Genomic DNA, 12,878 nt, shown 5'->3' with positions numbered 1-12,878 from the left:
GAGCGACCATGAAAACGCAAGCCCAGATTCTTTCGATCGTGCCGGAACCGACTGATACGCCGGACTACCACATTGATACGCCGGACTACCGTACTGATACGCCCGACCATCGCGCTGTTGCGACCGACGCCACCGTTATCGCCTTGCCTGAAACCGCCGGCGTGGCTGCGCCGACACCGGCAGCAGTTTTACCGCGCGCCGTCTGGCGGCCGCGCCTGAGCCAGTGGCTGTCCCGGCTGTTACCGGGCGGCGTCGGCATGATTTTGCTGCTGGCGGTCTGGCAGGTGGCGGCGCTGAGCAGCAAGGGTTTCCCGACGCCGTGGCAGACCTGGCTGGCGGCGCAGAGCATTTTTGCCGACCCCTTTTACGTGGCCGGCCCTAACGATCAGGGCATCGGCTGGAACGTGCTGGCGTCGCTGGAACGTGTCGGCATCGGTTTCGGGCTGGCGGCGCTGGTGGGCATTCCCGCCGGTTTCCTGATTGGCCGCTTCCGGTTTATGGCGGCGATGTTCAACCCGATTATTTCGCTGTTGCGTCCGGTCAGCCCGCTGGCGTGGCTGCCTATCGGCCTGCTGCTGTTCCAGCGCGCCGAGCCGGCTTCCAGCTGGACCATTTTTATCTGCTCCATCTGGCCGATGATCCTCAACACCGCCGAGGGCGTGCGCCAGATTCCGCAGGATTACCTCAATGTGGCGCGGGTGCTGAAGCTGTCCGAATTCACCATCATGCGCAAAATCCTGCTGCCGGCGGTGCTACCGAGCGTGCTGACCGGGGTGCGGTTGTCGATCGGCATCGCCTGGCTGGTGATCGTGGCGGCGGAAATGCTGACCGGCGGCATCGGCATCGGTTTCTGGATCTGGAACGAGTGGAACAACCTCAACGTGCCCAACATCATCATCGCCATTCTGGTGATTGGCGTGGTCGGGCTGTTACTTGAGCAAGGGCTGATGTTGCTGGCCAAACGCTTCAGCTATGAAACCCGTTAAGGAGAAACGTATGCGCGATCAACCGATTATTCGTATTCAGCAGGTCAGTCAGCGTTTTTCCACCGCCAGCGGCTCGTTCGTGGCGCTCGATAACGTGAGTTTCGATATCCATACCGGGGAAACCCTGAGTTTGATCGGGCATTCCGGCTGCGGCAAATCGACGCTGCTCAACCTGATTGCCGGGCTGACGCTGCCGACCAGCGGCGGCCTGCTGTGCGACAACCGCGAAATCGACGGCCCGGGGCCGGAGCGGGCGGTGGTATTCCAGAACCATTCGCTGCTGCCGTGGCTCACCACCTACGACAACGTGGCGCTGGCGGTGAAACAGGTATTCCGCGGCCAGATGGGCAAAGCGGAAATGCACGAGTGGATTGTCCATAACCTGGATTTGGTGCACATGGGGCACGCGCTGAACAAGCGCCCGCACGAGATTTCCGGCGGCATGAAGCAGCGGGTGGGCATCGCCCGCGCGCTGGCGATGAAACCCAAAGTGCTGCTGATGGACGAACCGTTCGGCGCGCTGGACGCGCTGACCCGCGCCCATTTGCAGGACGCGGTGATGGAAATTCAGCAGCGGCTGAACACCACCATCGTGCTGATCACCCATGACGTGGATGAAGCGGTGTTGCTCTCCGACCGGGTGCTGATGATGACCAACGGCCCGGCGGCCACGGTGGGCGAGATCATGACGGTGGCGCTGGAACGTCCGCGCTCCCGCGTGGCGCTGGCGGATGACCCGCGTTATCACCAGTACCGCCAGCAGGTGCTGCATTTCCTGTATGAGAAGCAGCCGCACGCGGCCTGACGGGAGGAAGCGATGAGCGCGCATCTGGTGATTATCGGCAACGGTCTGTCCAGCGTCCGGCTGGTAAAGAGACTGGGGCAACTGGCACCGCAACGCTACCGCGTCACCGTCATCGATCGCGAGCCGCGCGACAGCTATAACCGCGTGCTGCTTTCGTCGGTGCTGGGGGGAGAGAAAAGCTTTAAGGACACGCAGCTAGAACCGGCGCCGGAAACCATGGACGTGACCACCCTGACCGGCGAGTCGGTATTGCGTATCGACAGATCCGCGCGGGAAGTGATCACCGATCGCCGTCGTCTGGCGTATGACCAACTGGTGTTCGCCACCGGTTCCCGCCCGTTTATGCCGCCGCTGCCGGGCATCGACCTGCCGGGCGTGATGGGCTTTCGTACGCTGGATGACGTTGAGCGGATGTGGGCGGCGGTGCGGCAGGGAAAGCCGGTGGTGGTGATCGGCGGCGGATTACTGGGCATTGAAGCCGCCGCCGCGCTGCGCCTGCAAGGCGCCACGGTGACGCTACTGCACCGCCACGCCCGGCTGATGGAGCGTCAGCTTGACGCCACCGCCAGCGGCCTGCTGTGCACCCGGCTGCATGAGCGCGGTATCCGTTGCCTGACCGGCGTGCAGATTCAGGCATTATCCGGTAACGAATTGTCCGGTAATGAATTGTCCGGCGGCAAGCAGGTGGAGGCGGTCGAACTGGCTGACGGCACGCGCCTGCCCGCCGGTCTGGTGGTGGTGGCGACCGGCGTACAACCGGTGTGTGAGCTGGCTCGCGACAGCGGCCTGGCGTGCGGGCGCGGCATTCTGGCGGACGGCCAGTTGCGCACCGCCGATGAATACGTCAGCGCAGTCGGCGAGTGCGCTGAAGTGAAGGGTGAAACGGTCGGGCTGGTGGCCCCCTGTCTGGCGCAGGCCGACGTGCTGGCCGCCCGGCTGGCGGAGCAGCCGGTGGCGGATTACGCGCCGGCGGCGCTGGCCACCCGACTAAAAGTTACCGGGATTGACGTGGTGAGCGCGGGGGAGTTGCACCCGCAGGAGGGCGATCGGCTCCACTCGCTGTCAGACCCGCTCGGCGGCCATTATCGCCGCCTGATATTCCGCGACGACCGGTTATGCGGCGCGCTGTTGTTCGGTCATGTCAGCGACAGTCCGCAACTGCTGGCGGCCATGGAGACCAGGCTGTCATCGGCACCGTCGTCGCTTTTGTTTGGTCTTTCTTTTCCTGAAGTAGACATACGGCCTTCGGCCGTAAGGATTTCTGTCATGAGTAAACCCGTATTGGTGGTAGTGGGGCACGGCATGGTCGGGCACCACTTTCTGGAGCAACTGGTGGAACGCAACCTGCACCAACAGTATCACGTGGTGGTGTTTGGTGAGGAGCGCCATCCGGCCTATGACCGGGTACATTTGTCCGAGTATTTTGCCGGTCGCAGCGCCGAATCGCTGTCGATGGTTAGTGAAGGTTTTTTCGAGCAGACCGGTATTGAGCTGCGTACCGGTTGTCAGGTGATGACAATCGATCGCCAGCGCCGCTGTGTGCGCGACGCGAATGGTCAGGAAACACCTTACGATCGCCTGGTGCTTGCAACCGGCTCCTATGCGTTTGTACCACCGATCAAAGGCAATGATCGCCCCGGCTGTCTGGTATATCGCACGTTGGATAATCTGGATGCGATTGCCGACCAAGCGCGCGAATCGCGCAGCGGCGTGGTGGTGGGCGGCGGTCTGCTGGGGCTGGAGGCGGCCAATGCGCTGCGCCAACTGGGGCTGGAGACTCATGTGGTAGAGTTCGCACCCCGGTTGATGGCGGTGCAACTGGATGATGGCGGCGCACAGTTGCTCCGGCGCAAAATCGAAGCGTTGAACCTGCATGTGCACACCAGCAAAGAAACGATCGCCATTACGGCAGGCGAGCAGGCGCGTCACCGCATGAACTTCGCCGATGGCACGTCGCTGGAAACCGATCTGATACTGTTTTCCGCCGGTATTCGCCCACGCGTTCGGTTGGCGAGTGAGGCCGGGCTGGAGATAGGCGTGCGCGGCGGTATCGTGATTGACGATCATTGCCAGACCTCGGATGACGCTATCTTCGCCATCGGCGAGTGTGCGGTATGGCAAGGGCAGATATTTGGGCTGGTGGCACCGGGCTACCAGATGGCGCGCACCGTCGCCGCCCGGCTGGCGCAGCAGGAGCAAACGTTCATCGGGGCCGACATGAGCACCAAGCTCAAGCTGCTGGGTGTGGACGTGGCCTCGATCGGCGATGCCCACGGTAAAACCGAGGGCAGCCTGAGCTATCAGTGGAACGACGAACCGAATCAGGTCTATAAAAAAATCATTGTGTCGGCGGACGGCAAACGGCTGCTGGGGGCGGTGCTGGTGGGCGACAGCAGCGATTACAGCACGCTGTTGCAGATGAAGCTCAACGACATGACCTTGCCTGCGCACCCGGAAAGCCTGATTCTGCCCGCGCTGGACGGCGCGGCGCCGAAAGGGCTGGGGGTGGCGGCGTTGCCGGACAGCGCGCAGATCTGCTCCTGCCACAACGTCAGCAAAGCGGATATCTGTGCGGCGGTGGACAACGGCTGCACTGATTTGGCGTCGCTCAAAGCTTGTACTAAAGCGGGCACCGGCTGCGGCGGCTGCGTACCGCTGCTCAAGCAGGTGATGGAGTACCAGTTGCAGCAGTCGGGCATCGAGGTAAAAAAAGACATCTGCGAGCATTTCGCCTATTCGCGCCAGGAGCTGTACCACCTGATCCGCGTCAACCGCATCCGCAGTTTTGACGAACTGATCGCCCGCCACGGTCATGGGCTGGGTTGTGAAATCTGTAAACCGCTGGCCGGGTCGATGCTGGCGTCCTGCTGGAACGACTATGTACTGAAGCCCGAACACGTACCGTTGCAGGATACCAACGACCGTTTCCTGGCCAATATCCAGAAAGATGGCACTTACTCGGTGGTGCCGCGTATTCCCGGCGGCGAGATCACCCCGCAGGGGCTGATCGCCATCGGCCAGGTGGCTGAACGCTACCACCTGTACACCAAAATTACCGGCGGTCAGCGCGTCGACCTGTTCGGTGCGCGGCTGGAACAACTGCCGGCTATCTGGCAGGAACTGATCGACGCCGGTTTTGAAACCGGTCATGCCTACGGCAAGTCGCTGCGTACGGTGAAATCCTGCGTAGGGTCAACCTGGTGCCGCTATGGCGTGCAGGATTCCACTGGGCTGGCGATTGCGCTGGAGCACCGTTACAAAGGGTTGCGCTCACCGCATAAGCTCAAGATGGCGGTTTCCGGTTGTACCCGCGAATGCGCCGAAGCGCAGGGTAAAGACATCGGTGTGATTGCCACCGACAAAGGCTGGAACCTGTACGTGTGCGGTAATGGTGGTATGAAACCGCGTCATGCTGACCTGTTCGCCAGCGATCTGGATACCGAGATGCTATTCCGGTTTATCGACCGCCTGCTGATGTTTTACATCCGTACCGCAGACCGGCTCCAGCGTACCAGTGTGTGGCTGGATAATCTGGAAGGCGGCGTTGATTACCTGCGTCAGGTGGTGATCGACGACAGCCTGGGGATTGCCGATGAGCTGGAAAGCGAGATGCGCCATGTTGTCGACAGCTACCAGTGCGAGTGGCAAACCACACTGGCGCATGACGAAAATCGGGCATTGTTCCGCGCCTTCCTCAACAGCGATACCCCGGATGAGGCGGTGGTGATGGTCCCCGAACGTGGTCAGATTCGCCCGGCGCGTCAGGAAGAGAAAAAACCGATCACCGTATCCGAGACCCTCGGGGCCGATGGCTGGCAGTGCGTCGGTTTCCTCAGCGATATCCCGGCGAATGCGGGGATGGCAGCCCGAGTCGGACATCGCCAGGTGGCGTTGTTCCATCTCCCGGCGTCGCAACCGGGCCAGGCGGCACGCGTGTTCGCGCTCGATAACCTGGAGCCGGGAAGCGGTGCTAACGTGCTGTCGCGTGGCATTGTCGGCGACGTGGCCGGTGAGCCGGTGGTGATTTCGCCGTTGTACAAAAAACGTTTGCGCTTGTGTGATGGTGTCAGCCCGGATGACAGTCAGTTGCGGGTACGCGTCTGGCCGGTACGTGTTGTTCAGGATCGTATCTGGGTGGCTGATGAACCGAGTAAGGTGATATCGACCGACATGGCGGAGGCGTTATGACCGACTGTCGCACCACTTGTCCTTATTGCGGCGTGGGTTGCGGCGTGATTGCCACGGCGCAACCGGACGGGAGGGTGACCATAAAAGGCGACAGCCAGCACCCGGCGAATCAGGGACGGTTGTGCGTCAAAGGTTCAGCGCTCGGCGACACGCTGAGTCTACAAGGGCGGTTGTTATGGCCGCTGGTAGACGGGCAGCGCGTCAGTTGGGATCAGGCGCTGGACCGGGTCGCGCAATCGCTCGGCGATATTATTGCGCAGCACGGCCCGCAGGCGGTGGCGTTTTACGGCTCGGGGCAATTACTGACCGAAGACTATTACGTCGCCAACAAGCTGATGAAAGGATTCATTGGCAGCGCCAACATGGATACCAATTCCCGGCTGTGCATGGCCTCAGCGGTCATCGGCTACAAACGGGCGTTGGGTGCTGATGCGGTGCCGGGTAACTATGAAGACATCGAACAGGCGGATCTGGTGGTGCTGGTCGGCTCCAATACCGCCTGGGCGCACCCGGTGGTGTATCAGCGGTTGATGCAGGCCAAACAACAGCGTCCGCACATGAAGGTCGTGGTGGTGGACCCGCGTCATACCGCTACTTGCGATGCGGCAGATTTACATCTGCCGTTGGCACCCGGCAGCGATGCCGGGTTGTTTAACGGATTGCTGCACTGGCTGGCGCAGCAATCCGCGCCGCCACCTGACGCGCTTAGCGGTGTGGAAGCGGCGCTGGCGGCGGCCGATGAGTGGACGGTAGAACAGGTGGCGGAATTCTGCCGGTTACGACACGAGGACATCACTCGTTTTTACCAGTGGTTCAGTGAGACCGGCAAGGTAGTCACGCTCTACTCGCAGGGGATTAACCAGTCTGCTTCCGGTAGCGACAAATGCAACGCGATTATCAACGTGCATCTGTTCAGCGGCCGTATCGGTCGTGCAGGGTGCGGCCCGTTTTCGATTACCGGTCAGCCGAATGCTATGGGGGGCCGGGAAGTGGGCGGGTTGGCGAACCAACTGGCGGCGCACATGGGGTTCAGCCCGCCAGAGGTGGCGCGGGTTGGCCGCTTCTGGGGCAGCGACCGGGTGGCTTCGGCACCGGGGCTGATGGCGGTGGACTTGTTCCGCGCCATCGAAGCCGGGCAGGTGAAGGCGGTGTGGATCATGGGGACCAACCCGGTGGTGTCAATGCCGGAGGCCGATCGGGTGCGGCAGGCGTTGTTGCGCTGCCCGCTGGTGATTGTCTCTGATGTGATGCGCCATACCGATACCACCGAATGCGCCCATATCCTGTTACCGGCATTGGCGTGGGGAGAAAAAGACGGCACGGTCACCAATTCCGAACGGCGTATTTCCCGCCAACGCGCGTTCTTGCCTGCGCCGGGCGAGGCGAAAGCAGACTGGTGGATTGTGTCGCAGGTCGCCACGCGTATGGGGTTTGGCGAGGCGTTTGATTATCGCCACCCGGCGCAAATCTTCCGCGAACACGCCGCCTTGTCCGGTTTCGAGAATCAGGAACAGCGTGCGTTCAACATCAGCGCGCTGGCGACGCTTAGCGATGAACAATGGCAGCAACTCACACCGGTGCAGTGGCCGGTGACCGCCAACGCTGGCGACGGCACCAGGCGGTTGTATACCGACGGTCGCTGCTGGCATCCGGATGGTAAGGCGCGGCTGCTGGCGATCACGCCGCAACTGCCTGTCAATCCGCCGTCGCCCGCGTATCCGCTGGTGCTCAACACCGGCCGGGTGCGCGATCAGTGGCATACCATGACCCGTACCGGCAAGGCGCCTCGCCTGATGCGCCATCTGCCGGAGCCCTATTGCGACCTCCATCCGCAGGATGCGCTCAATGCCGGCGTTCACGACGGCGAACTGGTGCGCATCAGCGCCGAGTCGGGCTGGATGCTGGCGCGGGCGCAGGTCCAGCGCGGGCAGCAGCGCGGCAGTATCTTTGTCCCAATGCACTGGAACCGGCAGTTCAGCGCGCAGGCGCGGGCAGACAGCCTGGTGGCGGCGGTGACCGACCCCTATTCCGGTCAGCCGGAAAGCAAGCAGGCGCGGGTGCGTATCCAACGCTGGCCCGCCGCCTGGTTCGGCGAACTGTTTGTGCGCGGCGATGTGACGGCGCCGGATTGCGGCTACTGGAGCCGCATTGCCGCCGACGGTGTGTCTCATTACACCATCGCCGGCGAACAGACGCCGGATCGCTGGCTCGACTGGTTGGCCCGGCAGTACGGACTGGACGGCGTCGACTATCAACAGGCGCAGGGCGACGGCGGCCTGTTTCACGCGGTTGGCTGGCTGTCGGGGCAGGTGGCGGTGGCGCTGTATGTCGACGTTCGCCGGCCTGTGCTGGAGCGTGAAACGATCCTGGCGGCGTTTGCCTCGCCGCCGCAGCAGACGTCGGATCGGCTGGCGCTGCTGGCCGGATGCGCGCCGCAGGGCGAAGCGCCGCAGGGGGCGACCATTTGCAGCTGCTTCGCGGTGGGAGAACAGCGCATTATCGATGCGATCCGTCAGGGGTGCCACAGCGTGGCGAAACTGGGCGAACAACTACAATGCGGGACCAATTGCGGGTCCTGCGTGCCGGAACTGAAGGCGTTGCTGCAACAGTATGCCACGCCGGATACATTACGCCGGGCGGGCTGAGCCGCGCCCGGATAAGGAGTCATCAACATGAACCCTATTCTGAACACACTGATGGCGCAGGGCCATCAACGCCAGCCTGTGCTGGTCGGCGATGTCTGGCTGGTGGGCGCCGGCCCGGGCGACGCCGAACTGCTGACTATCAAGGCGCTGCGGGCGATTCAGCAGGCGGACGTGGTGGTCCATGACCGGCTGGTTTCCGCCGATATCATGGCGTTGGTTCAGCCGGAGACGTTGTGTATTGATGTCGGCAAGCAGCAGGGGCACCACGCGCTGCCGCAGCCGCAAATCAACCAGTTGCTGATGGAACTGGCGCAAGCCGGGCAACGGGTGGTGCGGCTTAAAGGCGGCGATCCGTTCATTTTTGGCCGTGGCGGCGAAGAGATGGATTATCTGCAGCAGCAGGGCGTGACCTGCCATGTGGTGCCTGGCATCACTGCCGCCACCGGCTGCGCCGCGGCGGTGGGGCTACCGCTGACGCACCGGGATTGCGCCCAGTCGGTGCGCTTTATCACCGGACATGCCCGCGACGGCGAACCGCAGCTGGACTGGGAAACGCTCGGCGTCGGCCAACAGACGCTGGTGTTTTACATGGGGCTGAGTCATGCCAGCCGTCTGTGCCAGAAACTGATCGCCAATGGTTTGCCCGCCGGTACGCCGCTGGCGATTATCGAGCGCGGTACCCAGCCGGAACAGCGTTTGCTGACCGCCACGCTGGCGACCTTGCCGGCGCTGATGGCGCGTTATCAGCCGCAGTCACCCAGTCTGTTGGTCGTGGGGGAAGTGGTGCGTTTCTGTCGTCATTCGGCGCTGACGGTCGCCGGCGAGGCGATGATGAAGGTGGGAACGGTGGCGGCGTGAACGACTGCCGCCCGATGGCGGGCGGCAGCCTGATGCAGGTGTAATTTATTTTTTATTCGTAATCGCATCGGCGAGCGCGTTCATTTGATCGGCGATCAGCGCGGTGATTTTTTCATCCTTTAGATTGCCCTGATCGTCAAAGCCGCCGGCGAAAGCATTGGAAAAGACTTCCGGTCGGTTGAGCGGATGAATATTCAGGTAGACGCAGGTTTGCCGCAAATGATACTGCGAGCGGGAAGTGCCCATACCGCCGCCGGCGCCCATCAGCGCGGCCGGCTTGTCATTCAGAATGCTGGTGTCCGGCAGGCGGGAGATCCAATCAAGAATATTTTTCAGCGCCGGCGCCATCGAATAATTGTATTCCGTGCAGGCGAACACGAAGCCATCCGCTTCGCTGGCCTGACGGGCGATACGTTGTACTGAAGCGGGAACCTCGGTCAGGTCGGCGTTATAGAACGGTACGTCCAGCAGGTCGGCGATCTCAAGCGTGACGCCCGCCGGCAGCACGGACTGCGCAGCGCGCAGCAATCCCCGGTTGGCAGAGGCTTTACGCAGGCTGCCGGCAATACCTAATAGTTTGATATGACTCATGGTGTTGTCCTTTTTGGTATGAAAAGAAAATCACCAGGATAACGTCGGCGCACACCGCGTCTCCGTTTGTCCCTGACTCGTCATAGCATAGAGCGTGGAGGAGAAAATGCCATTGAGTGATGGGTGAGCATCATCGGAGTATTCAATGTGCGCTTATTTACTGAGGCGGTTATTCGTTATGATTAGTGGAAATGCAGTAGTTCAATTATAGTCTCCACTCCCTTTCTTATTCATATAGTTAACATGAACTTATTCACATTAGCCTCAAGGATAGTCGCGCTGGGCGTCGTTTTTCTGGCAGGGGTTGCTAAGGCTGACGATGATTTTCCCGTTTATCGCGGCACGATAGGTAATACAGCCATCGGGGTGGAACTGAATAACGACCCCAATCAGCCGGGAAGCCGGAGTATTAGCGGACGTTATTTCTATACTAAATACCGCAAGGATATTCCATTATCCGGCTCGCGGGATGCGCAGGGCAATCTGGTGCTATCGGAAGGCGATGATGCTATGGATGACCAACAAGCGCTGGCTGGCAAAGATTCGATACCGGTGATAGTGCTGCGCAGCCGCGATCAAAAAACCTGGCAGGGCGAGTGGCGCAACGACAAAGGCAAAGCCTACCCGGTGGTGCTGTCGCTGGTCACCGAACTGCCTGCGACAGCATCGCCGTTTATGCAGCAGGCGTATCAACATTCACGCTATGAATACCTGCGGCATGAAGGGGCCGAACCGGTGATGACGAAGCAGGAAAACGTGAATGGATACAGCGTGGAATGGTGGCGAGATCCGCTGTCCGGCATGACGACGTTTCAGTTACGCAGCGGTTATTCGGCAGAACAGCTGGCGGGATTGAATACGGCGCTGCGTAAGGAGCTGTGGCAGGAGGTGTTGAATCATTACCGCTGTATAGTGGGAACGAATCCAGAACAAGGGAAATACACCGAAGAGATGCAGATTAGCCAGTTGTTTCCCCGGGCGGTCAGTTACACCATCTCCGGAAGTATGTTCTGTGGCGGGATGGGGCATCCTCCGGTATGCGCAGCGCCAATCTGCGGGTGAGTGATGCGAAGAGTATGGCGTTATCCGATCTACTTTGGGTTCATGAATCACCCGTACCGGATGAGGTGGCGGAATCTAAAGATGACAGGGGCGATATTTTTCCAGCCTGGCTGGTTGAACAGCTTTCGTCGATGTATCCGGCTGAGATGGCGAAGACCATAAAAGGTGCCTGGGGTGATACGCAGTGTGATTATCGTGAACCAGACCGCTGGCAGTATTCGACCTGGACGCTGACCGCCAAAGGCATCCTTTTCCACCCGACCTTTCCTGAATCCGACAGTGTTTGTGATGATGCAGCCTGGGCGGTAGTGCCGTGGAGCGTGGTGAAACAACACCCCGGACGGCTGAAGGATTTGCCGTTGCCCTGAGTGTTACGCTGTATACCCCGGCTTGCGATATATCCGGCCGGGGAGTCAAGGTTCGTTCCCCTCGCGTATAAAACGAGACGCCGTTTTGTTTTTGATTACGGCGCTTAGTTCATTTCCGCTATAGTATCCGCTTTCTTTCTTATCTATTTACTTAATATGAACTTATTAACATTGACCTCAAGGATGTTGGTGCTGGCGCTGGGCTTGGTTTGTATGAAGGGTATGGCCAGCATCCCAACAGACCATGGTACCTATAAAGGAACGCTGGGTAATCAACGCCAGTAGTGATAGAAACTGTAGACGATAAGTTATCGGATGAGAGCGAGAACCAGCCGCTATTTTGTCCCTTCTGAACATGTCACTCGTCCACTCTCTGGCTTGGTTAATGAATTAGGCATTGTGCTGAAATTAGGCAATCGTGCGGATGATCCTCCACCTTGGGTGGAAAAAACATTAATTCTTCATGGTTCATTGGGGAATCGACTATACGGTGAGTGGCGTGAAAACAATGCGGCACCCGTGTCGGTAGTGTTGTCGCCTGTTAAGTTTTTTCCTGAAGAAAGTGATGTTGCCAGCGCCCCACCATTTATGCAGACGGTCTATCACACATTAACGTACGATGCCCTTTTCCAGCAGGGATATGAACCAAAGATGGTTAAACAAGGAATGATGGGAAAGTACGCGGTGGAGTGGTGGCAAGACCCGCTTACCCATTTCTCCATGTTTCAGGTGGCATCGGGTTATTCGGCCGAGCAGCGTAATCAATTAAATGCAATGTTGCGCGACATGTTCTGGCGTACCTTGTCTGGCATGAGTACCTGCGTCAATGCGGGAGGGCTAAAGGTCAAAATTGGTTTGTTGTCGCCAAACGCCGTCAGCTATACCTTGACGGGAAAATTCCAGTGTCCGGATGATGAACAACCCCAAATCAGAGTATTCACTCACACGTCAACGCTCAGGTACGACGCATCGACTCTTAGGGACTATCCAGAACTGTTGCTCTCTGATCTGTTCTGGCTCGATGATCTTCCGGTGCCAGTGATGAGCGATGAGTACGATAATGGCGATGACTATGGTGAAATGCGTTTACAGGAACGTCTTCCTGAATGGTTAAAAAGCCAGTTTACCCAATTGTATCCGACCAAAATGACCCACGCATCTGGCGCTACCGGTGAAGGCTGTGATTACACCGCGACGCAGACATGGGCCAACACCCGTTGGTCCTTCACCCCGGAAGGGATTTATTTTCAACCGCTACGGCCGGATGGCACGGATGTATGCGATGACGAGGGGTGGGAAGTCGTGCCTTGGCGCATTGTGAATAAACACCCTGGCCGTCTTCAATATGTCACGGTTCCCTAATTATATCAGTAAG

Annotated in this window: 9 protein-coding genes; 8 read left to right on the top strand and 1 reads right to left on the bottom strand. The window is 59.8% G+C overall.

What is annotated here, in order from left to right; genetic code table 11:
* Positions 1–8 precede the first annotated feature (8 nt).
* From ntrB to cobA, 5 genes are read left to right on the top strand one after another with little or no spacing between them, the layout of a single operon-like run.
* Entirely contained in the window at positions 9–986 is a 978-nt protein-coding gene (gene ntrB / locus DDA898_RS14280; protein ID WP_038911524.1) for a nitrate ABC transporter permease, read from the top strand.
* A gap of 10 nt (positions 987–996) precedes the next feature.
* A complete protein-coding gene (locus DDA898_RS14275; protein ID WP_038901589.1) occupies positions 997–1,791 on the top strand; it encodes an ABC transporter ATP-binding protein in 795 nt (264 codons plus the stop codon).
* A 12-nt stretch (positions 1,792–1,803) separates the two neighbouring features.
* A complete protein-coding gene (nirB, locus tag DDA898_RS14270; RefSeq protein WP_081639250.1) occupies positions 1,804–5,979 on the top strand; it encodes a nitrite reductase large subunit NirB in 4,176 nt (1,391 codons plus the stop codon).
* On the top strand, positions 5,976–8,624 hold the full coding sequence (locus DDA898_RS14265; protein WP_038911523.1) for a nitrate reductase: 2,649 nt from the start codon (positions 5,976–5,978) through the stop codon (positions 8,622–8,624). Before nirB ends, DDA898_RS14265 begins: the two co-directional genes overlap by 4 nt.
* Positions 8,625–8,651: 27 nt before the next feature.
* On the top strand, positions 8,652–9,482 hold the full coding sequence (cobA, locus tag DDA898_RS14260) for a uroporphyrinogen-III C-methyltransferase (RefSeq protein ID WP_038911522.1): 831 nt from the start codon (positions 8,652–8,654) through the stop codon (positions 9,480–9,482).
* 45 nt (positions 9,483–9,527) lie between these two features.
* On the opposite strand, the gene DDA898_RS14255 is transcribed toward cobA, so the two are convergent.
* Positions 9,528–10,073 carry an NADPH-dependent FMN reductase gene (locus tag DDA898_RS14255; protein ID WP_038911521.1) on the bottom strand — a complete coding sequence of 182 codons (546 nt, stop codon included), beginning with the start codon at positions 10,071–10,073 and terminating at the stop codon, positions 9,528–9,530.
* A gap of 243 nt (positions 10,074–10,316) precedes the next feature.
* Between DDA898_RS14255 and DDA898_RS23720 the strand changes: the two genes are divergently transcribed.
* The 3 genes from DDA898_RS23720 (at position 10,317) to DDA898_RS14245 (ending at position 12,865) form a co-directional block, all read left to right on the top strand.
* Complete coding sequence (locus DDA898_RS23720) at positions 10,317–11,135, top strand: hypothetical protein (RefSeq protein ID WP_236616672.1); 819 nt, start codon at positions 10,317–10,319, stop codon at positions 11,133–11,135.
* Entirely contained in the window at positions 11,111–11,503 is a 393-nt protein-coding gene (locus tag DDA898_RS23715) for a hypothetical protein (protein ID WP_050570269.1), read from the top strand. The genes DDA898_RS23720 and DDA898_RS23715 overlap by 25 nt, the downstream gene beginning before the upstream one ends.
* 315 nt (positions 11,504–11,818) lie before the next feature.
* Positions 11,819–12,865, top strand: a complete 1,047-nt coding sequence (locus tag DDA898_RS14245; protein ID WP_161624727.1) for a hypothetical protein — start codon at positions 11,819–11,821, stop codon at positions 12,863–12,865.
* Positions 12,866–12,878 lie beyond the last annotated feature (13 nt).

This window comes from Dickeya dadantii NCPPB 898 (genome assembly GCF_000406145.1).
GTDB classification, from domain to species: Bacteria; Pseudomonadota; Gammaproteobacteria; order Enterobacterales; family Enterobacteriaceae; genus Dickeya; species Dickeya dadantii.
This window is presented reverse-complemented; position numbering and strand designations above follow the sequence as displayed.